The organism is Halomarina litorea (assembly GCF_024227715.1).
Taxonomy (GTDB): domain Archaea; phylum Halobacteriota; class Halobacteria; order Halobacteriales; family Haloarculaceae; genus Halomarina; species Halomarina litorea.
Genome location: NZ_CP100448.1, coordinates 2,436,234 through 2,458,324, shown reverse-complemented (window position 1 = coordinate 2,458,324; position 22,091 = coordinate 2,436,234). Strand labels below are relative to the sequence as shown.

The 22,091-nt window shown below is 67.1% G+C and carries 27 protein-coding genes and 1 pseudogene; 9 read left to right on the top strand and 19 right to left on the bottom strand.

Annotated elements, in window-relative coordinates; translation table 11 throughout:
- Positions 1-10: 10 nt before the first annotated feature.
- Both NKG96_RS13630 and NKG96_RS13625 read right to left on the bottom strand, forming a co-directional pair.
- Positions 11-1,504 carry a lipopolysaccharide biosynthesis protein gene (locus NKG96_RS13630; RefSeq protein ID WP_254535528.1) on the bottom strand — a complete coding sequence of 498 codons (1,494 nt, stop codon included), beginning with the start codon at positions 1,502-1,504 and terminating at the stop codon, positions 11-13.
- A complete protein-coding gene (locus NKG96_RS13625) occupies positions 1,501-3,399 on the bottom strand; it encodes an asparagine synthase-related protein (protein WP_254535527.1) in 1,899 nt (632 codons plus the stop codon). Before NKG96_RS13625 ends, NKG96_RS13630 begins: the two co-directional genes overlap by 4 nt.
- Positions 3,400-3,632: 233 nt before the next feature.
- Between NKG96_RS13625 and NKG96_RS13620 the strand changes: the two genes are divergently transcribed.
- From NKG96_RS13620 to NKG96_RS13610, 3 genes are read left to right on the top strand one after another with little or no spacing between them, the layout of a single operon-like run.
- The gene (locus tag NKG96_RS13620) at positions 3,633-3,839 is read left to right on the top strand and encodes a hypothetical protein (protein WP_254535526.1); all 207 of its coding nucleotides are present in this window, start codon (positions 3,633-3,635) and stop codon (positions 3,837-3,839) included.
- A complete protein-coding gene (locus tag NKG96_RS13615; RefSeq protein ID WP_254535525.1) occupies positions 3,826-4,068 on the top strand; it encodes a hypothetical protein in 243 nt (80 codons plus the stop codon). The genes NKG96_RS13620 and NKG96_RS13615 overlap by 14 nt, the downstream gene beginning before the upstream one ends.
- On the top strand, positions 4,068-4,811 hold the full coding sequence (locus tag NKG96_RS13610) for a hypothetical protein (protein ID WP_254535524.1): 744 nt from the start codon (positions 4,068-4,070) through the stop codon (positions 4,809-4,811). The genes NKG96_RS13615 and NKG96_RS13610 overlap by 1 nt, the downstream gene beginning before the upstream one ends.
- A gap of 45 nt (positions 4,812-4,856) precedes the next feature.
- On the opposite strand, the gene NKG96_RS13605 is transcribed toward NKG96_RS13610, so the two are convergent.
- The gene (locus tag NKG96_RS13605; RefSeq protein ID WP_254535523.1) at positions 4,857-5,120 is read right to left on the bottom strand and encodes a hypothetical protein; all 264 of its coding nucleotides are present in this window, start codon (positions 5,118-5,120) and stop codon (positions 4,857-4,859) included.
- A 274-nt stretch (positions 5,121-5,394) separates the two neighbouring features.
- Between NKG96_RS13605 and NKG96_RS13600 the strand changes: the two genes are divergently transcribed.
- From NKG96_RS13600 to fdhF, 5 genes are all read left to right on the top strand, one after another.
- Positions 5,395-5,811 carry a hypothetical protein gene (locus NKG96_RS13600; RefSeq protein WP_254535522.1) on the top strand — a complete coding sequence of 139 codons (417 nt, stop codon included), beginning with the start codon at positions 5,395-5,397 and terminating at the stop codon, positions 5,809-5,811.
- A gap of 72 nt (positions 5,812-5,883) precedes the next feature.
- On the top strand, positions 5,884-6,204 hold the full coding sequence (locus NKG96_RS13595) for a zinc ribbon domain-containing protein (RefSeq protein ID WP_254535521.1): 321 nt from the start codon (positions 5,884-5,886) through the stop codon (positions 6,202-6,204).
- A gap of 46 nt (positions 6,205-6,250) precedes the next feature.
- Entirely contained in the window at positions 6,251-6,856 is a 606-nt protein-coding gene (locus NKG96_RS13590; protein WP_254535520.1) for a TorD/DmsD family molecular chaperone, read from the top strand.
- A 113-nt stretch (positions 6,857-6,969) separates the two neighbouring features.
- Positions 6,970-8,520 (top strand): NADH-ubiquinone oxidoreductase-F iron-sulfur binding region domain-containing protein, encoded by a 1,551-nt coding sequence (locus tag NKG96_RS13585; RefSeq protein WP_254535519.1) that lies wholly within the window; start codon positions 6,970-6,972, stop codon positions 8,518-8,520.
- Entirely contained in the window at positions 8,517-11,747 is a 3,231-nt protein-coding gene (fdhF, locus tag NKG96_RS13580) for a formate dehydrogenase subunit alpha (RefSeq protein WP_254535518.1), read from the top strand. Before NKG96_RS13585 ends, fdhF begins: the two co-directional genes overlap by 4 nt.
- On the opposite strand, the gene NKG96_RS13575 is transcribed toward fdhF, so the two are convergent.
- Positions 11,748-12,251 (bottom strand): SHOCT domain-containing protein, encoded by a 504-nt coding sequence (locus NKG96_RS13575; protein WP_254535517.1) that lies wholly within the window; start codon positions 12,249-12,251, stop codon positions 11,748-11,750.
- Positions 12,252-12,379: 128 nt separating this feature from the next.
- Positions 12,380-12,658 (bottom strand): PadR family transcriptional regulator, encoded by a 279-nt coding sequence (locus NKG96_RS13570; RefSeq protein WP_254538150.1) that lies wholly within the window; start codon positions 12,656-12,658, stop codon positions 12,380-12,382.
- A 614-nt stretch (positions 12,659-13,272) separates the two neighbouring features.
- Between NKG96_RS13570 and NKG96_RS13565 the strand changes: the two genes are divergently transcribed.
- Entirely contained in the window at positions 13,273-13,977 is a 705-nt protein-coding gene (locus NKG96_RS13565) for a CPBP family intramembrane glutamic endopeptidase (protein WP_254535516.1), read from the top strand.
- Between the two features lie 129 nt (positions 13,978-14,106).
- On the opposite strand, the gene secY is transcribed toward NKG96_RS13565, so the two are convergent.
- From secY to rplX, 14 genes and pseudogenes are all read right to left on the bottom strand, one after another.
- A complete protein-coding gene (secY, locus tag NKG96_RS13560) occupies positions 14,107-15,591 on the bottom strand; it encodes a preprotein translocase subunit SecY (RefSeq protein ID WP_254535515.1) in 1,485 nt (494 codons plus the stop codon).
- Between the two features lie 170 nt (positions 15,592-15,761).
- Positions 15,762-16,259, bottom strand: a complete 498-nt coding sequence (locus NKG96_RS13555) for an uL15m family ribosomal protein (RefSeq protein ID WP_254535514.1) — start codon at positions 16,257-16,259, stop codon at positions 15,762-15,764.
- Positions 16,256-16,720, bottom strand: coding sequence for a 50S ribosomal protein L30 (locus NKG96_RS13550; RefSeq protein ID WP_254535513.1), 465 nt, complete (start codon positions 16,718-16,720; stop codon positions 16,256-16,258). Before NKG96_RS13550 ends, NKG96_RS13555 begins: the two co-directional genes overlap by 4 nt.
- Positions 16,720-17,355 carry a 30S ribosomal protein S5 gene (locus NKG96_RS13545; protein WP_254535512.1) on the bottom strand — a complete coding sequence of 212 codons (636 nt, stop codon included), beginning with the start codon at positions 17,353-17,355 and terminating at the stop codon, positions 16,720-16,722. Before NKG96_RS13545 ends, NKG96_RS13550 begins: the two co-directional genes overlap by 1 nt.
- The gene (locus NKG96_RS13540; protein ID WP_254535511.1) at positions 17,352-17,906 is read right to left on the bottom strand and encodes a 50S ribosomal protein L18; all 555 of its coding nucleotides are present in this window, start codon (positions 17,904-17,906) and stop codon (positions 17,352-17,354) included. Before NKG96_RS13540 ends, NKG96_RS13545 begins: the two co-directional genes overlap by 4 nt.
- Positions 17,907-17,908: 2 nt before the next feature.
- Entirely contained in the window at positions 17,909-18,352 is a 444-nt protein-coding gene (locus NKG96_RS13535) for a 50S ribosomal protein L19e (RefSeq protein ID WP_254535510.1), read from the bottom strand.
- The gene (locus NKG96_RS13530; RefSeq protein WP_368409312.1) at positions 18,345-19,109 is read right to left on the bottom strand and encodes a 50S ribosomal protein L32e; all 765 of its coding nucleotides are present in this window, start codon (positions 19,107-19,109) and stop codon (positions 18,345-18,347) included. Before NKG96_RS13530 ends, NKG96_RS13535 begins: the two co-directional genes overlap by 8 nt.
- Before the next feature lie 15 nt (positions 19,110-19,124).
- Positions 19,125-19,292: pseudogene (locus NKG96_RS21075) on the bottom strand (helix-hairpin-helix domain-containing protein); the annotation flags it as partial.
- On the bottom strand, positions 19,292-19,870 hold the full coding sequence (locus NKG96_RS13525) for a 50S ribosomal protein L6 (RefSeq protein ID WP_254535508.1): 579 nt from the start codon (positions 19,868-19,870) through the stop codon (positions 19,292-19,294). The gene NKG96_RS13525 and the pseudogene NKG96_RS21075, both read right to left, overlap by 1 nt.
- Positions 19,870-20,262 (bottom strand): 30S ribosomal protein S8, encoded by a 393-nt coding sequence (locus tag NKG96_RS13520; RefSeq protein ID WP_254535507.1) that lies wholly within the window; start codon positions 20,260-20,262, stop codon positions 19,870-19,872. Before NKG96_RS13520 ends, NKG96_RS13525 begins: the two co-directional genes overlap by 1 nt.
- 2 nt (positions 20,263-20,264) lie before the next feature.
- Complete coding sequence (locus NKG96_RS13515; protein WP_254535506.1) at positions 20,265-20,441, bottom strand: 30S ribosomal protein S14; 177 nt, start codon at positions 20,439-20,441, stop codon at positions 20,265-20,267.
- On the bottom strand, positions 20,441-20,959 hold the full coding sequence (locus NKG96_RS13510) for a 50S ribosomal protein L5 (protein WP_254535505.1): 519 nt from the start codon (positions 20,957-20,959) through the stop codon (positions 20,441-20,443). The genes NKG96_RS13515 and NKG96_RS13510 overlap by 1 nt, the downstream gene beginning before the upstream one ends.
- On the bottom strand, positions 20,956-21,732 hold the full coding sequence (locus NKG96_RS13505; RefSeq protein ID WP_254535504.1) for a 30S ribosomal protein S4e: 777 nt from the start codon (positions 21,730-21,732) through the stop codon (positions 20,956-20,958). The genes NKG96_RS13510 and NKG96_RS13505 overlap by 4 nt, the downstream gene beginning before the upstream one ends.
- Entirely contained in the window at positions 21,725-22,090 is a 366-nt protein-coding gene (rplX, locus tag NKG96_RS13500; RefSeq protein ID WP_254535503.1) for a 50S ribosomal protein L24, read from the bottom strand. Before rplX ends, NKG96_RS13505 begins: the two co-directional genes overlap by 8 nt.
- Position 22,091 lies beyond the last annotated feature (1 nt).

Genomic DNA, 22,091 nt, shown 5'->3' with positions numbered 1-22,091 from the left:
TCGCCTCCGCTCACATCGAGGCGACGACCCGCCGCAGGAGTCCCCCGACACCGTACCCCGAGCCCCTGTCGACGAGCAGCATCGCGGCGACGTAGACGACGACTCCCGTCGGGACCAACACGGCGAGTTCCACCAGGGGGTTCGTCGTCGGGAGCGCGGACGCGAGCGAGACAACCGTCGCTCCCATCATCGCGCTCCCGAGAACTGGGAAGCCCAGCAGGCTGATGATGCTGCGCGCACGCGCACCCGTGAGCCGAAGGGCGAGGACGTGGGCGGCGGGAAGCGCGAGCACCTCCGTACCGACGACGACGAGCGCGACACCGGTCAGCCCCGCCTGGTCGGCCGCGGGGTAGATACACGCGGCGAGTAGGAGGAGCTTGCCGGTCTGGAGCTTCGCGAGCAGGTCCGGCCGCCCCACGGACTTGAACAGAGGCGTGGTCGGAGAACGACACGACCGGAGAATCCCGTAGAGCGTCAGCACCTGCAGCGGACGGACCATCGGCTCCCACTGTTCGCCGAAGACGGCGACGAACTGTGGGGTGACCGCGATGAGACCGACCCCGAACGGAATGGAGACGAACGTCGTCAGCTGGACCGTCGTGAGGAACCCCCGTCGAAGTCGCTCGATGTCGTCCTGTACCTTCGAGTAGGCGGGGAACATCACCCGGGAGACGAGCTGTGCCACCTCGGTCGCGGGGGCGTTCGAGACGCGATACGCGACCTGGTAGAGGCCGAGCGACGCGACGCCGAGGAACACACCGACGAAGGCGTCGTCACCCTCGCTGTAGAGGAAGTTGACGACGCCCGAGCCGAGTATCCACTTCCCGTAGCCGAACAGGTCGCTGGCGTGGCCGCGGTCGAATCCCGGTCGGGGTCGGTAGTCGTGGATGACGTAGGAGACGACCAGCATGACGGCGTTCGAAGCGATGAACCCCGCGACGAGCGCCCACACCGTCGGCGAGACGAGCGCCCACCCGATGGAGACGGTGACACGCGTGAGCGTCCCCGAGGCAGTGTAGACGAACTGGCGGTGGAAGGCGAGGTCCTTCCGCAGGTACACCATTCCGGGGTTCCGGAACGCGAGGATAGCGGGTGCGAGCGCGACGACGCGGACGAGGTCGACCGCCGCCGGCTCGTCGAAGAGGGTGCCGAGGAGAGGCGCGGCGAGGATGGCGACGGCCGCGATAGCCAGTCCCCGGACAACCTGTATCGTCCACGCCGTGTCGAGCATGTGGTCGACGTCGTCTTCGATTCGCTGGACGAGGGCATCCTCGAAGCCGATCTGGGAGAACCGCTGGAGCGCCGAGAGCGCGAGCAGGGCGACGCCCATCAGCCCGAAGGCGGCGGGCCCGAGCAGTCGCGCCAGTACGATAACCATCAGCAACTGGAGCACACGGTCGGAGACGTTGATCGCGCCGACCCAGATGCCGCTCTTGACGGTCCGTTCGCCAACGTCACCATCGGGGGTGAGTCGGGCGAGCAACCGCCTGACGACCCCAATCACGGTCTGCTGGTCAGCTCCTCTTCGACGACGGTGCTGGCGCTGACGAGGTGGTCGGTCAGGGGCATGGCGAGGAACGTCAGGAGGGAGTAGAGGTGCTGTGTGCGGTCCGCTCCATCGAGGTGTTCCCGGTACGTTCGGTAGATGCCGTCGACGTCGAGTTCGGCCATCTGCTCGGCGATCGCCTCGTGGGACGACAGCGCGTCCTCGACGAAACTGTGCGTCCGGATGAGGGCCGCGTTGTCGGGCCACGGCCCGTTCGAGAGGTGTGGCTCCGGCGGTGTGTCGGTCGGGAGGTACGTCCGCCGGACGTGTGTCCACAGCTTCCCCACGTAGTGGAGCAGGAAGGGATGACGCGGATCGACCCCCGTGTTGTTGTCGGGCACGTGGCCGAGTTCGGGCGCTAGTAGGCGCATCGCGCCCCCGATGAGGTTCCCCGAGACGAGGTACCGGCGGGGAATCTGCAGGTGGAGGTCGACGAGCCGGTTGTCCATGAACGGCTTTCGGAGAGGAAGGTACTGTTCGGTCGTGTACTCGAAGAACGGTTTCGCGTTCGAGCGTGGGTAGTACTGATCACAGAGGACGGCGTCGGCGACCGACCGATAGTGGACGCCGTGGTGGTCGATGCCGTCGTCGGTGTCGACGACGTTTCGTTCGAGTACCTCTCGCGGGATGGGGACGTCCTCGCTGAGGTACGGGGGAGCGGGCAGTTCCCGCTGGTCGATGAACTCCTCGATAGTCTCGACGTCGGCGGGAATCGGGAGGTCGAACGAGCCGAAGCCCGGGAGCGGAACCGACTGGGACTTGCGGGGGAGGTAGTTCGCCGCGAACAGCGTGTCCGAGAGGTGTCCGGAGAGCATCACGTCGACCTCCTGTCTGACCTGTTCGAGGAACCCGGTCGCGTGTCCCTCGTCGAACCCACCGATGTAGTTCGAGACGAACGGCGTCCGTTCGAGCGCACGTGCCTGGTAGTCCCGGTCGCGCCACAGTGGTCGGAACGGCCACCCGGCCAAGCGCGCCACCTCGCGAGCGGTCCTCGTCTCCTCGCTCTCCCACCCCGTGAGGTGGTAGGCGACGCCCGGCGACCCGACACCGACGAGCAGTCGCGAGTCGACTCCGCCGCTCAACATGACGCCGTAGTCCACACGATCGGCCATTCGGTCCGCCATCGCGGCCCGGAAGCGTCGTGCGAGTTCCCGCACGAAGTACTCCCGCGGGACGTTCTTGGGGGCGTACTCCGGATACCAGTACCGCTCGGTCTCGGTCGCCCCGGTCGCCGTGTGGATGGTGAGGACCGACCCGGGCGGTACCTTCTCGACGCCGGCCAGTGGTGTCTTCGTCCCGAACGCGCGTTCGTACGTGAGGTACTCCACGAGATAGTCCGTCTCGAACTCGAGGTCGAGGCGCTCGTCAAGCGCGAGCGACTGGATCGCGGTCGAGAACACCGTCGAACCGTCGTCGGCCGTCGCGTAGAAGACGGCCCGAGACCCGAGGCGATCGGTGACCAGTGAGACGGTTCCGGCGTCGTAGACGGCAGCGGCGAACTCGCCGTTCAACCCGGCGAGACAGCCGAACCCGTAGCGTGTGTACAGCGAGGCGAGATACTCGGCGGTCGTCGCTGTCGGGTGGCTCTCACGACGGGGGACGTACCGCCCGTCGCGTTCGTGGCCGTATAGGTCACCCCAGACCAACACCTCGACATCACCAGCGGCGCCGGGTCGGTCGCTGGTCCCCGGCCGCGTCTGGTGTTCAACGCTGTAGGCGTCCACATGCTGCCGGTGCAGCCCCGTGATGAGTTCGTCACCTCGGTAGGCGATTGATTGGGCGCTCAGGAGGGCATTCGATTCGGTCCGTCCGATAGTACCACAGAGGCCGACCATGTCTCTCGGTAGAAACATCTTACCATAGTTAGTGACCAAATGTAAAATCATTGATATTATGATGGTCACGAGCAAAGGAGGATTGAAAACCTCAAAGGACTGTTATATAATTCAACGAGTTGGGAAATTCTCCTCTAATTATATGTTATCTGGCTGATCATGAGAGGTCGAAGTATCACTATCACGTGGTCGCCGTTGCTGGTCCCGTAACGGGCAGAATTACTATTCGTTCGAAAGTGGTGTCGGTGTTCGTGAACGTATTCGCCTACCCCCTCGTTCGGGACGAGGTTGACCCCGCACCGGACAAGACGCCGACAAAGTTCGTCGTCGACGACAACATCGGCGAGGCCGTCCACCTCCATCTCAGGAACTTCCGCCTGGAGATGCGCGTCGAAGACTTCGAGACACTGACCGAGAACATGGCCGACGCACTGGAGGCGCTCGATGGGAATCGTTGAGGAGGAACTGGCGGCCTTCGAGTTCTCGACCGGGACCGCCCATCGCGTCGAGTACAACGCCGGCGGCACCATCCACTGGCACCTTGGCGACGTCCGCATGGACATGTCCGAAGAGGAGTTCCGGCACTTCGTTACCGTCCTGCTGGCCGCCCGCGACCGACTTCGGGAGGTGAAAGACCCCGACGGCAGCATCACGGACCCCGACGACATCCCGACAGAGGTGTGGTGATGGGTGACGAGTCTCGGACACTTCGGCGACTGTTCCGGGCGTTGGAGGCGGCCGACGTCGAGTACGTCGTCGGGCGGAAATTCGAGGACCTCCCGGACACCGTCAGAGGAGACGTCGACATCTACGCGCCACCCGGTGATTTCGCGACGATGCTCGACGTGTGTTCCTCCCTCGGGTTCGACGACGGGAACGGCTCGACCGTCCACAACGTCGCACAGATGGCCGTGCGCGCGGCCCGCCACCCGCGTGAGGCGGCTGCCATCGCCATCGCCAACCCGGAGCTGGTCGTCCGTCGGGGGAAGGGGGAACCGGCCTACAAACACGGGTATCGGAACGTCAAACGGTACCGCGGCGACCTGATGCTCGACCTGCGGAACCACCTCGCGTACGTCTCGCCGTCCAGCGGCGAACGCGTTCGCGCCCACCCCGACGTCGAGGCACAGTTCTTCGACCGCCGCCGGCGCTACGGGAACGACGGCTTCTGGGTCCCGGCTCGTCCCGACGAACTCGTCCACGTCGTCGCACACTGCGTGTTCGACAAGAGTGGGACATTCTCCACGTACTACGTCGACCGCTGTAACGACCTCTTCGAGGTGGTATCGGCGGATCCCGAGGCCGATGCGGCGTTGCGAGACCTGCTCACGGACACGTTCTTCGGAGCGAGCGCCCTCGTCTACGAGTCAATCGCCGAAGGCCGGTACGACGGTCTGCGTCGTCGGTTGTTCCAGTTCCGCAACTACTGAGGCGGTCGACGACGATTCACTCGTGGCCGGTCGCCAAGTGTCCGGTTACCGGGAGATGTCGTTCCCCTCGCAGTACTTCCCGCGGATGCCGTCGTAGTACGGGTTGGTCTCGTAGGTCCGGCAGTAGCCGTTGCCGGGCGACGAGGAGAGGACGACCATCCGCCGGAGGACGTAGTGCTTCCCGTTTCGCTTCGCGTAGAGCGGGTAGCTCCCCTTGTTCTGCTCGTCGACGTACTTGTGCTGGTTGCCGTCGCAGTCGACGTAGAAGCCCCACACCGTCTCGGCGTGGCTCTGCTTCAGGTTGCGCACCTTCGCCCGGTTCTTGTCCCGCTTGAACTCGAAGGTGGGCTTCTTCCGGGGCGTCTTCTCCCAGACGCACTCGCAGATGTCCTTATTGGCTGTGAAACATGACTGAAGTAGATTAGAGATTGTCCTAGAATTGGGCGTGACACGTCCCGCCGACTGCGACCGGTCAGCGGGTGGCTTAACGAATCGTTTGGCGCCGGTTTCGCACCGGTCGTGGAGGGGTCGGTTCCGGGGGACGAAGCCAAGGGTTATCGCGCCGCCGCGAGTCCCCCTGTGCATGCGAGAGACCGAAAGCGCCGACAGGCGGTTGTCCCGTCGCGCAGTCCTCGCGGGCGTGGCCGCGGCGAGCGCCGGCCTCGGCGGGTGTATCACGGTGAACCCGCGCGTCGAGGCCGACCTCTCGGGGTCGAACGTGTTCACGGACGTCTCGGTCAGCGAACCGTGGGTCAACGGACTCGTCGAGGCGAGCGTCTCGCTGACCCGGGAGTCGACCCGACAGGGGGCCATCCGCGAACTCGTCGTCACCTCCCAGAGCGGGAGCGGCGTCTGGGCGGGGAGGGTGGACCCGACCCAGACGACCGTCTCGGGCGTCCTCTTCCCCCAGCGGGGCACCGCGACGCTCGCCGCGGCCGACAACAACGGGAAGTTCGTCGAGGCGGTCACGGTCCGCGTCTCGGGGACGCGCGTCCCCTGACCGGTGGCTGTCCGATCCGAAGAAATACAAATTTCCCGAACATTCAATACGTCGGGCGTGTGTCTGACACTCATGTCGCGGCTCCCCTGCGTCGCGTGCGACGAACCCATCGGTCCCGACGTGTCGAACTGCCCGTACTGCGGGCAGCGCCAGCTCACGCGGGGGACGGCGGTCAGTTACATCACCGCGTCGCTCCCCGTCCTCGTCTTCGGGTCGGCGGGGCTCGTGCAGGTGTTCCTCCCCGACGTCGTCGCGTCGACGGTCGGGCTGGCGGGACTGGTGGCCGCGGCCGCCGCCGTCTACGTCCTCGCGTCGCTCACCTTCTGGTACGCCTACCAGCGGCGGCGGGCGGCGCTCGGCGACCGCACGGCGGACGAGGGGGCGACCGACTGACGGTCGGGCGCAAGCGCTTTCCCCGCCCCGCGGGTCGTCCCTCCCCATGGACGACCAGGTGTACGCCGGCCGCATCGACCTGCTCGAGTTCCTCTCCGCCCTGCTCGACGGCCCGCCCGACGAACGGTTCGTCCAGGGGCTGTTCGCGGGGGAGGTCGCCGGTCCCGCGCCGAGCGTCAACGAGTCGCTCGACCGGGGGTTCGACCTGCTGGCGACGTTCCACGACGACGAGGCGGGTTCCGACCCGAGCGCCGTCGCGGAGCGCGTCGGCGCGGAGTACGCCAGCCTGTTCGAGTCGGGGGCGGTGTCGACGCGCGAGTCCGCCTACCGGGAGCCCGACGCCGATGCCGACCGCGAACTCGCGGCGGCCTACGCCGCTGCCGACTGGTCGGCCCCCGACGGCCACCGGGACGCTCTCGGGACGGAACTCGCCTTCCTGCGCCACCTCGTCGCCCGCCAGCGGGCGGGCCACGCGGCCGCCCTCGAACAGGAACGGGCGTTCGTCGACGAACACCTCTCGCGGTGGGTCGACCCGTTCGCCCGCGACCTCGCGGAGGCGGCCGACTCGACGCTCTACCGGGGCGTCGCACACCTCCTGCGGGGCGTCGTCGAGTTCGAGGACGCACTCGTGACGACACAGCTCCTCGAGTGAGCGGCGACCGGGAGGCGTCCCCGAGCTACCGGGGTGGACTCCCGGCGCGTTCGACCTCCGGGTGAGTGTTTTTACCCGTCGGCCCTGTTGGTCAGGGTACTCCATCACATACCATGACACACGATCCTCCGACCCCACCGACGGTCCGCGTCTCGGGCGGCGAGACGGCGCGGACGCGGGCGGTCCTGAGCGCGGCGCGGGAGGCGGCCACCGACGCGACGGTCCTGTCGACCGGCCCAACGGGCCTCGCGGCGCTCACGCCGCTGGTCGCGCTGACGGACGAGGCGTGGACGGCCTACCTCGCCGACCCGACGCCGGAGGCGACGGCAGACGCCGTCGCTTCCCTCGAATCGGGCGACCGGCCGGCCGACGCCCATGCCGTCGTCCCGCACGAGGACCCGCCGACCGTACTCCCGGCCCCCGACGAGGGACCGCTCTCGGTCGGACGGCGGCGCGTCCTCGCGCGCTGTGGCTGGACCGACCCGACCGCCCCGACGACCGAGGCGAGCGCCGATGCCGACCCCGACGAGACGCTCGCGCGGGCGAGCGACCTCGGCCTCCTCGGACGGGGACGCGGCGACGCCAGCACGGACCGCCCCGTCGCGACCGACTGGGAGACCGCCCACGAGACGGACGGTGAGAGCGTCGTCGTCGTCAACGCCGCCGAGGCCGACCCGCACGCCGACGCCGACCGGACGCTCCTCGCGGGCGTCCCCGGCGAGGTGCTCGACGGTGCGCTCGCCGTCGCGGGCGCGGTCGGTGCCGAGGAGTGCGTCGTCGCGGTCAACGAGGCCCACGAGACGGCAACTCGCCGCGTCGAGGACGCCGTCGCCGCACTCGACGTCGACGGTCGGGTGCAGGTCGTCTCCACGCCCGACGAGTACACGGTCGGCGAACCGACGATGACCCTCGAGTCGCTGGAGGGGGCAGACCGCATCGAGGCGCGTCGCTCCCCGCCCGGCCCTGCCACGTACGGCCTCCACGGGCAGCCCACCGTGGTCCACACGCCCCGGACGCTCGCGCAGGTGCGCGAGGCCCTCCTGCGCCCCGAGTCGTTCGACGCGGACGACGCCGACCCCGGCACGCGCCTCGTGACGGTGGCGGGCGACGTTGCCGCCCCCGCGACGGTCGAACTCCCGACGAGCGGGTCGCTCGACACCGCACTCGACGCCGTTGACCCGACCGGCCGGCCGAGAGCCTACTGCGTCGGCGGCCGGTTCGGCGGCCTCACCCGCTCGCTGGACGTGCTCCCCTCGGCCCCCGCGCTGGCGGGTGCGCGCTTCGGGACGAACGGCGTCGTGGAACTGCTCGACGACACGCGGTGCGTGGTGGCGTTCGCGGGCCGGCGCTCCCGGTTCGCACAGGAGACGAACTGCGGGCGCTGCGGTCCCTGCCGCGAGGGGTCGAAACAGCTGACCGAACTCCTCCGGGACGTGTACGACGGCGACTACCAGACCGACATGTTACGAGAACTGACACGCGTGATGCGCCGGACCAGCCTCTGTGGCTTCGGGCGCGACGCGTCCCGACCGGTGACGACCGGGATGGACGAGTTCGACGGCGAGTTCCGCGCCCACGCCGAGGGGCGCTGTCCCAGCGGTGCCTGCGGGTCCGGGGCCAATCACGACCGCGAGGCGACCATCCGCCGGGGTGAGGAGGCGTGAGTTCCCACTCGGACCCGCCGAACCCGCTCCCCCGCGTCCCCGACCTGACGGACCCGCAACACGAGACGCCGCTGACCGAGGACTTCGAACCCGGCACGGCGAACGACCCGCCCGCCGGCAGTACGGCCGAGGCGACGGTGACCGTCGACGGCGAACCCGTCACCGTCCCGCCGGGGTCGACGCTCCTCGACGCACTGGAGGACGTGGAGACGGCGGGGAACGTCCCCGCGCTCTGTAGTTACGACCGGGAGACGGAGACGGGCGACCTCGTCGGCCCGCGGTCGATGTGCCGGACGTGCATGGTCGAGACGGACGACCACGGCCTCGTCCCATCCTGTAGCTTCCCGGCGGAGGACGGCCTCTCGGTGCGGACGGACGACCCCGAGGCGACGGAGGCCCGCGACGTCAACCTCGACCTGATCCTCTCGAATCACAACCTGCGCTGTACCACCTGCGGGAAGAACGGCCGCTGTGAACTGCAGGACACCTCCATCGAGAACGACGTCGAGGAGCCACGCTACGGCGTCTTCGAGGAGCGAAGCGAGTACGCCCCCCTCGACGACACCTCCTCGGTCATCCAGATCGACCGCAACAAGTGCATCCTCTGTAACCGCTGCGTGGAGGCCTGCAACGACGTGCAGGTTGCGGGCGTCCTCCGGATGAAGGGTCAGGGCGAGGACACCCACATCGGCTTCCAGAACGGCGCGGAGACGATGGCCGACTCGACGTGTATCTCGTGTGGTCACTGCGCGACGGTCTGTCCGACGGGCAGTCTCGTCGAGAAGGGCCTCACCGACAGCACCACCATCCCGGTCCCCGGGTTCAACCAGAAGAACTCCATCGGGACGGTCATCGAGTACGAACCCGCCGAGACGGCGGACGTGGCGGCGAAGCCGAACCGCGACGTGGACGACGAGGAACCATCGGGCGTCGCGGGATTCATGGCGCGGGCCAAGCGGCGAGCGACCGGCGCGGGGAGGCAGTTCACCAGCGACGCGCTCAAACCCGTCGAGCACGCGGCCGAGAAGGTGGCGAGCGAGACGTTCTCCATCGGCCACCTCTTCGACATCGCGACGACGCTCGCGGACGTCCGCCTCGCGCAGGTGGAAGTCGAGGACACCACCTGCGGGTACTGCGCCGTCGGCTGCCGGTTCGACCTCTACGGGAAGGACGGCGAGGTGCTCGGGGCGCGCGCCACCGACCCCGCGAAGGCCCCCGCCAACGACTTCTCGACGTGCGTGAAGGGGAAGTTCGCCTACGACTACCTCACGGCGGAGGACCGTCTGGAGACGCCACTCATCAAGGAGGACGGCGAGTTCCGCGAGGCGACGTGGGACGAGGCGCTCACGCGCGTCCACGACGAACTCTCGCGCATCCAGGCCGAACACGGCGAGCACTCGGTGGCCATGACCGCCTCCTCGAAGTGCACGAACGAGGAGGTGTTCCTCACCCAGAAGTTCGCCCGGCAGGTGCTGGGGACGCCGCACATCGACAACTGCGCGCGCCTCTGTCACTCCTCGACGGTCGCGGCGCTCAAACAGACCGTCGGCTACGGCGCGATGACCAACCGCATCGAGGACATCGCCAACGCCGACTGCATCCTCGTGTCGGGGTCGAACACCACCGAGAGCCACCCCGTTCTGGCCACACAACTGGTCCAGAACGTGCGTGACGGAGCGGAACTCATCGTCTTCGACCCCCGGAAGGTCGAAATCGCCGAACACGCCGACCAGTACGTCCGCACCGACGTCTCCAGCGACGTGATGTGGATCAACGGGATGATGCGCCACATCATCGAGGAGGACCTCCACGACCGGGAGTTCATCGAGGAACGCACGAAGGGCTTCGACGAACTGAAAGAGAAGGTACAGTCGTTCACGCCCGAGCGCGTCGAGGAGGTGGCGGGTGTCCCGCCCGAGGAACTGAAGCGGGCCGCCGAGTCGGTCGCCACCGCCGACACCTGCATCTTCGGGTGGGCGATGGGCCTCTCACAGCACGCCCACGGCACGCAGATGATAACCGCGATGGCGGACCTCGCGCTCATCACGGGCAACCTCGGCAAGCCCAACGCCGGCCTCTCCCCCCTCCGAGGCCAGAACAACGTGCAGGGCGGTGGCGGGGACATGGGCCCCGCCCCGCACAACCTGCCGGGCTATCAGGACCCCGAGGACGACGCCGTCCTCGACAAGTTCGAGGACATCTGGGGCACCCGCCCGCCGGGGGAGATCGGCCTCTACATTACCGAGATGTTCGGTGAGATCGGCGAGAACCTCCACGGGATGTACGTCGTCGGGGAAAACCCTGTCATCTCCGAACCCGACGCCAGGAACGTCGAGAAGCACATCGAGGACCTGGAGTTCCTCGTCGTGCAGGACCTCTTCGTCACCGAGACGGCGGAGTACGCAGACGTGGTCCTGCCCGCCGCGGCCGCCCCCGAGACGTACGGGACGTTCACCAACACCGAACGGCGCATCCAACTGGTGAAGCCGGTCGTCGACCCGCCGGGGAAGGCCCGCACGGACATGGACATCCTCACGGACCTCGCCGGTCGCTTCGGCGTCGAGTGGGAGTACGACTCGCCCGCCGAGGTGATGGACGAGATAAACGAACTGGTGCCCATCTACGCCGGTGTCACCCACGACCGACTTCACGCGAAAGGCGACGGCCTGCAGTGGCCCGTCGAGGACACCGACGACCCCGGCACGCCGTTCCTCTACGAGGAGGCGTTCAACTTCGACGACGGCCTCGCGCGCCTCGTCCCGGCGGACTACGGTGACCCGCCGGAGATGCCCGACGAGGAGTACCCGCTCGGTCTCACGACCGGACGGGTGCTCTACCACTGGCACACGGGGTCGATGACCCGCCGCGTGCAGGCGTCGATGCACCACGTCGGCGAGAGCTTCGTCGAGATCCACCCCGAGACGGCCGCGAAACTCGACGTGACGGACGGCGAGTACGTCCGCGTCGAGTCCCGGCGCGGCGACATCGTCGTCAAGGCGCAAGTCACCGACCGCGTCGCCCCCGGCACCGTGTTCATCCCGATGCACTTCGCCGAGGGCGCGGTCAACGAACTCACGCAGGAGGAACTGGACCCGACGAGTCGCATCCCCGAGTACAAACTGTCGAGCGTCCGCATCGAACCGGTCGGGCCAGACCCCGAGACGGAGACGCTGGGCGACGAAACGCCCGACCACGACGTGCCCGACGACGCGTTCGCGGACGACTGACTACTCGTACTCGCGGGTCCGGCCCCGGACCCGGTCACGCTCGCGCTGGGCGCGGGCCTCGCTCACGTCGTCGGTTTCCAGCAACCTGCCGAGGCGTCGCTCGAACTCCTCGTCGCTCACCTCGCCATCCGCGTAGCGTCGTTTCAGGGTGTCGAGTGCGTCCTCGCGCTTGCGCTCTGCCGAGGGTTCGAGCGCCGAGGAGAGCCCCAGCGACCGGGCCAGCGTGTTGTGTTTCTCCACCTGCTCTGCGAGCAGATGCAGTCGGCCGCCGCGTCCGCGCACGCTCAGGTCCGCCCGCTTGACGAGGAGGTAGGCGACGCCCGCCAACAGGGCGAACTCGACGACGCCGAGAACCGCAGCGCCGACGGCCCACGGGAGGACGTTCACGAGGAACTCCTGGAACGGTGCCCCGATGGAGAGCAGCGCGGTCCACGCGCCGATTCCCACGACGGCGACCAGCAGGCAGGTCACGAGGACCACTCCGACGACCAGTGCCCAGAGCATACCCACCCGTAGGCGGATGGGACTGGTATATCCTCCGCTGGGACGCGGAACGGGGTACTGTCGCGGTCGCTACCGGGTCGGGCCCGCGACTCGCCCCCACCGAACTGTCCGGGTCGACGAACGGGCGGTTACTGGCTCGGCAGTTGGTCGCTGCCCCACTGGTGGTACCGGTGGAGTGCGTCGACGCCGTGGTCGGTCGCGGCGTAGTAGTTGGTTCGACGGTCGATTTCGCCCTTCTCGACGAACTCGTTGGTCACGAGGACGTCGAGGTTCGGGTAGAGTCGCCCGTGCGTGATGTCGCGTCCGGTCCGCTTCTCCAGACGCTCTTTGATGTCCTGTCCCGACGGGCGCTCCAGTCCCGTGATGACGTACAGGAGGTCGCGCTGGAACCCGGTCAACTGGTGGATGTCTCTGTGCACGCCTTCGGACTCGCCGGCTTCTCCCTCTGTTGTGGATTTCGAACTCATGGCCGTTGGCTACGCTCACTGATGGACTGTGCGATGTTTGTTATGTGTTGAATTGTGGATGGAACAGTACGCAACAATCACCGTTTTGCCGGACTCACAGCCCGTCCGTCCTGGAATCCAGCGACGACCGTCGATAGGGAGAGCCGAACGGTCTGACACGTCCTGAGAGTCCGCTTCGCGTGTGAATTGCGCCATCCGAACGGTTCACAGAACGGACTGCTTACTTCCGATAGGTCCGGTTAAGGAGAGCCACACGACCCCTGAAAAAGTCATCATAGCGTGAGAGTCCGGGGTCGTCTGTCCGGGGGAACGCGGACCGCGTCGGTCCGCCGATGTGTATATCTCTCGCACGGCCGATTGTGTCCATGATCGGGCATGGCCTTCTCGACAGTTCGTCTCGCGGGACGAACTACCGCTCTTCTTCCTCGTCACCTTCGTGCTATCGTGGGGTGTGTAGTCGATCGAGGTGTTCGAATCGTGGGGGTTCGTCTCGAATCCCGCACCACCGGCCCTCACACGACTCTTCGGGGCGTTCTGGGCCGACTCTCGCAGCAGTGCTCCTCACAGCGGTACTGCGCGGTCGTGGCGGGCTTCGAACACTCGGAGGCAGGGTGCCTCGGTGGAGCGTCCCGCTTCGATGGTACGTGTTCGCGCTCTTCCCCCGGGGTATCGCGCTCCTCGCCACAGCGATTTCGGTTCTGCTGGGGTCTCCCCTGCCCAATTTCTCGCCACCACCCCTGCTGACTCTGTACCCGCTTCCGGAGGACGTACCTGCCGCCGGGCTTCCGGTCGCCATTGCGATCGTATTCGTCCAGGCGCTCCTCGTCGGGTCACCGTTGGCCGAGGAACTCGGCTGGCGTGGGTTCGCACTCCCCCGCCTCCAGTCGACGCACTCGGCGTTCCGAGCCAGTCTGGTCGTCGGAGTCATCTGGGGACTGTGGCATCTACCCCTGTATCTCGTCCCCGGAAACCCCATCTCCGAGGTGTCCGCTGGCGTGTTGCTGTTCGGAATCGTCGCCGATTCGGTGCTGCTCACGTGGCTGTTCAATAGTACGCGAGGCAGCCTCCTGTTAGCGCCGGTCTTTCACGCTTCGATCGCAGTCACCGAACTCGCCCTCGGTTCCGAGGAAGCGTTCCCCGCGATGACCCAAGTTCTCACGTGGGGCGTCGTACTGCTCGTCGCCGCCCATTTTGGAGTAGCGACACTCTCGTCCAACCGAAAGAAGGTGGTCACCCGGATGCGTTCCGTTCGCGGGTAGGGCCGCCGCTCGACATCGTCGGGAATCCGTCGTCCTAACCGTCCGTTTCGCTCGCCGGAGTCTCTCAGAGTCGGTCGAGCGCGAACGCTCGGGATCGTCGGTGGCTCCGGGAAAACGCGGGGCGACCGGTCAGTCGCTCGACTGGCCAAACATCTGGCGCATCATCGGGTGCATCTCCATCAACTGCTCTTCGGCGATCTCCTCGTAGAGCTTGTAGGTGATGGACACCGTCAGCAGCAGGCCCGTCCCGGAGACGGTGCCGATGGTACCGAGCATGTTCGCCGCGACGGCCAGCAGGCCGACGAGCGCGCCGCCGATGACCGTCACCTGCGGGATGTAGCGTTCGAGCACCTTCTCGATGACCCCCGGCGACTTCCGGAAGCCCGGAATCTGCATCCCGGAGTTCTGAATCTGCTTCGCGGTGGCGTCGGGACCCATCCCCGTCGTCTCCACCCAGAAGATGGCGAAGATGGCCCCGCCGGCAACCATGAACGTCAGGTCGACGCCGATGCGCAGGAGGATGTCGAGCGGGCGCGTGCCGAGCGCACCGAGCCAGTCCTGCGGCGAGTAGATGGGCGCGAGGTAGTAGAACAGCCCGCCCACCGGCTGGGCGACCCCCTGCTGGACGACGTACTCGCCGAGCCACCCGGGCATCCCGTCACCGAGCTGGGAGTGCAGGATGCGCCCGAGGAACTGCAGGTTCGCCTGCAGGGCGCGGACGAGGATCATCGGCAGAACGCTCGCGTAGATGAGCTTCACGGGGAAGCGCCCGCGTGCACCCTTCACCCGCGAGTGGCTGAGGGGAATCTCGACGCGGACGGACTCCGCGTAGACGACGATGAAGAAGATGAGCAGCGTCGTGATGAGCGGGATGATGGCCCCGGCCCCGAGCAGGAGGTCCTGGAGGCCGGTCAGCGTCAGCGGCGACCCGATGGGAACCGAGCCCGTGATGATACCGAACCAGGTCACGAAGAAGCCGTCTGTCGCCCCCTCCGAGAGACCGCTCCAAGAGAAGAACCCGCCGATGAGCCGCTGGCTCACGCCGGCGACGATGAACAGCCCGATACCGCTCCCGACACCCCACTTCGAGATGACCTCGTCCATGAACAGGACGAGAATGGCGCCGACCGCTATCTGCCCGAAGATGATCCACGAGAGGCCCCACGTGGGGATGCCCAGCTGCTGGGCGACCTGCGGGTCCGTCGGGAGGAAGTTCCCGAGGAACACCATCGGCAGGCCGGTCAGGAAGATCATCACGACCACCAGCAGCTTCTGGAGGCCCTGATAGAGCACCTGGTCGCGGGGGTCGTTCGTGTCGAGTCCCAGCAGGTCCGCCCCGCCGAGCAACTGCAGGACGATGCTCGCCGTGACGATGGGACCGATACCTAACTGGAGGATGCTCCCCTGACCACCCGCGAGGATGGACCGGAACTGCCCGTAGATGTCTCCGCCCCCCGTCCCGACGCCGTACAGCAGTACGTTCGTCAGGAAGAAGTACAGCACGAGGACGCCACCCGTCCACGCCAGTTTCCGGCGGAAGGGCACGTGGCCCTCCGGCCGGGTGACGCTGGGCATCCGCGTGAGTACCGGTGCGGCGGTCTCCTTCCAACTCATTCTGATTCGGCTTACCTTCGGGGGAAGGTAGTTCCTTCGACTCGCATGTTAGCCCGGCGGCGCGTGAACGCATCACATCGCCCGACGGCGCGGCCGTCGCTCCCGGGGAAAAGGTTCACTGATCGGTCGCTAATCGGCCGCTAAACCGCGGGTGAAGAGGGTGCGCTCGACTACTCGTCCGACTCGTCTTCGTCCTCGCTCTCCTCGAGCGCGGCGAGTCGTTCCTCGCCCTTCTCGGTGAGGACGGCCTCCCCGCCCTCGCCCTCGATGAGTTCGCGAGCGCTGTCGCTGAAGATGTCCGCGGTGATCTCCAGCTGGTTGAACAGCTGACTCGCGCCGAGGACCTTCACGTAGTCGACCTTGCTGGTCGTCTCCGCGAGGTCCCGGGCGTCCACCGCGTAGCCGTCGTCGGTCTCCTCTGCGACCCCCTCCTTGACGAGGACGGCGATGTCCTCGTCGAGCTTCTGGAGGTCGACCGTGGCGACGGTCGCCTGTGCCTTCTCCGGCCGGTTGAAGCCGTGTTTGCCGAGCGGTTCGTAGTTGTGGAACTCGTGTTTCGCGCGCCCTGCGCGACCACGGCCACCGCGGTTACCGGCACCGCGACGGTTCTTGTGCGTTCCACCGCCGTGCGTGCGAGAGCCACGCTGTCGTCGTTTCTTGCTCGTCATCGCATATCGTGGAGGAGTTCGTCTATCTCCTCTGTCGTGTGCTTGCCGAGCTGGCCGCCCTCCACCGCGGAGTGCTTGAGCCCCCGGTGGCCGCCACGCGGGGGGTGGAGACGCAGGACCGGGGAGAGCCCCTGCTCGCGCAGGGTCGTCTCCTCGGCCACCAGCGCCGAAGCCAGCGCGTCGATGCTGTCGTAGTCGGTGTTCTCCGAGACCCACTCGTCGGTGAGGTCCTCGCGACCCTCGGCAGCCTCGCCGCGGGTCCGCAGGAGTTTGGCCACGACGTCCTCGCTGGGCTCGCCGTGGGCGACCCAGTCGTTGACTTTCGTGATCATGCCGCGGTAGGTGTCGGTCTCGGGGACGAACACGCAGTGGTTCACCCGTCCGAGGTTGAGCATGTCAATGGTGTCTTGCACCTCGTAGCTCATGTCCACCTCGCCGCGAAGCTGAACGAGCGCCTGCATCACTCGATCACCTCTCGCTGTTCGGCGGCGCGCTCGGGCACCCGTGCCTCCGCCGTGTTGCGAAGCGCGTTGAACGTCGCCTTCGCGAAGTTGACGGTGGTGCGCGTGTTCCCGCTGGAGCGCGTCCAGATGTCCTCGATACCGGCGAGTTCGAGCACCGAGCGCACGGTCTCACCGGCGGCGAGACCCAGCCCACGCGGGGCCGGGCGGAGTTCGACCTCGACGCTGCCGGCCTTGCCCGTGGTGCGGAGCGCGACGGTGTGGGGTCGCCCACAGCCACACTCCCACGAGCCACAGCCACGCGAGACGTCGATGATGTTCTGCTTCGCGACACCGATGGCCTTCTGGATGGCACCGCCGACCTGGTCGTCACGCCCCTCGGCGTAGCCGACGAAGCCGTCGCGGTTGCCGACGACGACCGAGCAACGGAACTTCACCCGTCGCCCGGAGTCGGTCATCCGCTGGACCATGTTGATGTCCAGTACGTTGTCCTCGAGGTCCGGGATGAGGCGGTCGACGACCTCCTCCTCCTTCAGCGGGAGACCCGAGTCGAGGGCCTCGCGCATCGTCGTGATCTCTCCTTCGAGGACCTGTCGTCCGAGCCGTGTCTTCGGCTCCCAGCCGTTGTTACTCATAGTTCGTCCTCCAGTCGCTGTCGTACGTCGTCGAAGTGCTCGGGGAGCGTCGTCGCGTCGAAGTCGCCGCTGTACAGCGGTTCGTCGCGCTGTTCGGCGTACTCGGCGATGTCGCCACCGCGGGTGCGCTCCCAGTCGGCGAACACGCTCTCGTTGTGCGGGACGTCGAGGCCCGCGTCGATAGCGCCCTCCTGGACGGCGAACACCTTGCTGCCCGGCGTCGCCGTGTTCAGACCGATGTCGAGGACGGCCTCTTCGAGGCCCGCCTCGATGGCGCGCTTCCCCGCGAGGAAGCCGGTGAGGTACGCCGCGGGCAGGTTGCCCGTCGGTGCCTCCCAGCCGAACTCGCGCAGGTCACTGGAGTGCGCGCTCGCCAGCGTCTGGTCGCCCTGTTCGCCCATAGTCACCAGCTGCGCCCTGACGTGTTTGTTGCTCGTCCGAGCAACCAGGCGTGGCTTGCCGGATTTCAGCAGGCGCAACCGCTGATGGTAGTCCGTACGTGCCTCGCGGCGACGCCGCATCGGCACTTTGTATCGTGGTCCGGATGCCATTATCAGTAGTTGTTGTCGATGTACCGCTGCAGGTCGGCGACACTGTCGAACTCGCCACCGCTGGCCTTGCCGTAGAGGTCACGGTAGTCCGAGCGGTCGAGGTCACCCTCGTCGCGGAGTTCGCGCAGTCGTTCGCGCTGTGCGCGAATCCGACTCTGCCACTTCTTCTTCGATGCTTCCCGGGCGCCCTTCTTCCCCTTGCGGGAACCGGGGCCCTTCCGGTGGCCGTAGGCGCGCTTCTCGTTGCGCTCGCGGGCCCGTCCACGCGAGTTGCCGCGCTTCTCGGACTTGACGTCGATGACGCCGTCGTCGACGAGTCCACGGATGTCCTCGCGCGTGATGGCGTCCGCGATTTCGCTCTGCGCCTCCGGGTCGAACCAGACGCGGTTCTTGCCCACGTCCAGCACGTCCGCGGCCAGTCGCTTCTGTGCTTTCAGGTCACTCACTGTCGGTCACCTCGACTTCCACGTAGGTGGGGTTGAGGACGCGAATCCCGGCGTCCTCGGCTTCCTCCTCGATGGCCTCGCGCTTGCGCCCGCCGACCGTCGAGGCGATGCGCACCGCCTGCCGGTCGCCGTCGACGCCCTCCAGGTCGTCCAGGTTGTGGACGCGGACCTCCTCGAAGCCGCTCGGGTGGAGTCCCCGAACCGCTTCGGGCGTCCGGTAGCCGGCCTGCACCTTCGGGCCCTTGCCCTTGATGCCACGGCGCTGCTTCGAGAGCTGCCCACGGGGGCGACGCCACGACTCGGGCGTGCGCTTCTTCTTGTGGTAGTCCTGGCGGCGGAAGGCGGGTTTGCCCTCGCCCTTTCGCTGGGCCAGGAGTCGCTCGGTGTTCTCGTCGAGGTCGGGGGTCTTGTCGACGAGGCCGCGAGGCTGGAGTTCCGTCTCGACGTCCTCCCGCTCCTCGGTTTCCTCCTCGTCGGCTTCGACCTCCGCCTCGGTCTCCTCTTCTTCCTTGATCTCGAGGCCGCCGACGTCCGCCTTGATGCGGGCCGCCAGCGCGTTCCCGATGCCCGAGACCTCCGCGAGGTCGGACTGCGAGGCGCGTCGAACGTCCTCGACGGTCTCGTAGCCGGCCTCGCGCAGAGCCTCTGCCTTGCTCGGACCGACACCGCTGATGTCCTCGATGTCCTCGGGACCCGCCTCGGCGTCGTCGACCTCGACGTCCTCGTCCTCGTCGAGTTCCTCCGAGACGCCGCTCACGTCGGCCACGATGCGGGCGGCCAGCGACTCGCTGATGCCCTCGACCTCGGTGAGTTCCTCGGCGGTCGCTCCACGGACGTCCTCGATGGACTCGTAGCCGGCCTCGCGCAGGGCCTCTGCCTTGCTCGGACCGACACCGTCGATGTCTTCGAGTTCCTCGATCTCCTGTTCGTCGTCGGCCATCAGGCCTCACCTCGTTCCGGTTTCTGCGTGATGTACACGCCGTCCTGGAAGACGCGGGTGTCCTTGTCGGTCACGCGCGTCAGCTGTTCGATGTCGGCGGCGGTCTGCCCGACGTCCTCGATGTTCGGGCCGCTCAGGGTGAGCTCCTCGCCGTCGACCTGTACCTGCGTGTCGCCCCGGATGGGGGTGCGACGCGGCGACTTCTCCCCGAGGAAGTTCGAGATGACGACCTCGTCGCTCTCGACTTTCACCTGCATCGGGAAGTGGGAGTAGAACACTCCCATCTGGTACTCCCAGCCGTCGGTGACGCCGTGAACCATGTTGCGCACGTGGCTCGCGAACGTCCCGACCGTCGCGCTGGCTTTTCGGTTGGGGTCGTCGGTGGCGACGACGACGGCCTCGACCTCTCGGTCGTCCTCGTCCTCGTCGCCTTCGATGGTGACTTCCTCGACCGTGACCGTCACGTTCGGGTACCACAGCTTCCGCGTCACGGAGCCGTTGGGCCCCTCGACCGTCAGGTCGAGGTGGTCCAGGGAGGCGTCCACGTCGTCCGGAAGTTCGATTTCGGTTCGGGTCATTAGTAGACGTATGCGATTACCTGGCCACCGACGCCCGCCTCGCGGGCCTCGTAGTGGCTCATGATGCCCTCCGAGGTGGAGACGATGAGGGTCCCGTAGTCGCGTGCGGGGAGGAACCGCTTCTCCCACTTCTCGTACTCGCCGGCTCGGGCGGAGTACCGCGGCTTGACGGGGCCACACTCGTTGATGGCACCTTTCAGTTCGACCTCGAACTTCCCGGCTCGACCGTCCTCCACGAACTGGAAGCCGTCGATGTACCCGCGGTCGTAGAAGACCTCGAGTACGGAGCCGATGATGTTCGAGGCGGGCGATACCGTCTGACTCAGATGTCCGACGCTCTCGGCATTGTTGAGCCCCGAGAGTGCACTGGACAGGGGGTCGTTGTCCACCATGGTTAGCTGTACTTCTTGAATCCCATACCGCGGGCGATCTCGCGGAAGCACTGCCGACACAGCCAGATGTCGTACTTGCCGACGAGGCCCTGCTTGCGCCCGCAGCGCTGGCAGTCCTCGAGCTGGCCGGTTCGCTTCGCGGCGTGTTCGCCCGCGTCTTCGGTCTCGCTTTCGCTCATTATTGGACCTCCACGTCGAACTCCGATTCGAGGAACGCGATGGCGTCCTCGACGGTCAGTCGGTGTCGCGACGGGATCTGCTGGTTGGCCACGTCGCGCTTGTGGACGCGGTAGCCGGGGCGGACGAGGTTGACCGTGACGTCCAGCCCGTAGATACCGACGTTCGGGTCGTACTCCTGGCTCGGGAACTCGGTGTGTTCGTCGACACCGAAGCTGAAGTTCCCCGTCTGGTCGAACTGCTTGCGCCGAATCTCGACCAGCGGCAGGGCCGTCGCGAGGAACTCGCGGGCGAGGTCGCCACGGAGGGTGACCTTCGCGCCGATGGGGTCGCCCTCGCGGATGTTGAACTCGGGGACGGTGCGCTTTGCGACCGTCCGGACGGGTTCCTGCCCCGCGACCTCTTCGAGGATCTCCTCGGCGTTCGCGAGTTCGCGCCCGCCCTCGCCGACGCCCATGTGGACGACGACCTTCTCGACGACGGGTTCGCGCATCTCGTGGATCTCCTGTGTGGAGCTCATTCCTCGGTCACCTCCTCGTGTTCGTCGGTCTCGGCGTCGGCCTCGGACGTCTCGTCCTGAATCTCCGTCGCCTCGATGGCGTTGTCGCCGGTGAAGTTCTCGTCGATGACGACGACGTACTCCTCGATGGTCTCGTAGGAGTCGTCGTCCTGCGAGACGAGGACGTTGTTCGGGCCGCTGCCCGGCGTCTTCGTGATGGTGTCGACGGTGCCGATCTCGCCCGCGTGCTGGCCGCGGACGGCCGTCACGAGCGCACCCTCCTCGTAGGCGAAGTGCGCGACGACGTCGGCGTCCTCGTTGCCGACGACGACCGAGTCGTTACAGCGGATGGACTCGTCGTCGGTCAGCAGTGTCTGGCCGTCGTGCAGCGTGAGCTGCGTCCGGCCGCCGGCGACCTGCTGTTTGCCGACGACCTTGCCGAGCTTCGAGTCGGCGGCGTCGGCGTCGATGGGCGTCAGGGCGAGTCGACCGCCCTCGCCGGGGAAGACGCGGTAGTACTCGTCGCGCTCGACGAACGCCAGGATGTCGAACATCCCGATGGGGCGGCGCGCGTCGACGGACGAATCGCCGTTGACGAGCACGGAGCCCTGTTCGAGCGCGTAACGCGCCTCCTTCTTCGAGTCGACGTAGCCGAGGACGTCGCGCAGCAAGACGAGCAGGGGGACCCCCGCCTCGCCGTGCGGCCCGGCGCCTGCCTTGACGGTGTAGACGCGGGTCTTGCGCTCGACCGGCCACGAGTTCGGTACTGCGAGTCGCTTCTGGTGCTTACTCATCGTTCTCCTCCGTGGATTCGAGTCGCGCCTCGCGCCGCTCGTCCTCGAGGTCGAGGTCGGTCACGCGGACGTTCGAGGCGTCGAGGGCCTTGGGAATCTCCTCCCCGTCAGCCTTCTCGACGACGACGCCCTCCACGAAGATGACGGCATCCGAGAGGTCCACCCGCTGGACCTCGCCGGTCTCGCCCGCGAAGTCGCCACGGAGCACCTCGACGGTGTCCCCGGCGTTGACGCGGACGCTTCGCTGGCCGTACTCCTCGCGGAGGTCACCCGAGAGGGTCGCACGGACCTGATTGTGCCGCTCGTGAAGCGGTGCGCGAGCGCGGCGGTTGCGCTGTTTGCGTGGTTGTTTGCTCATT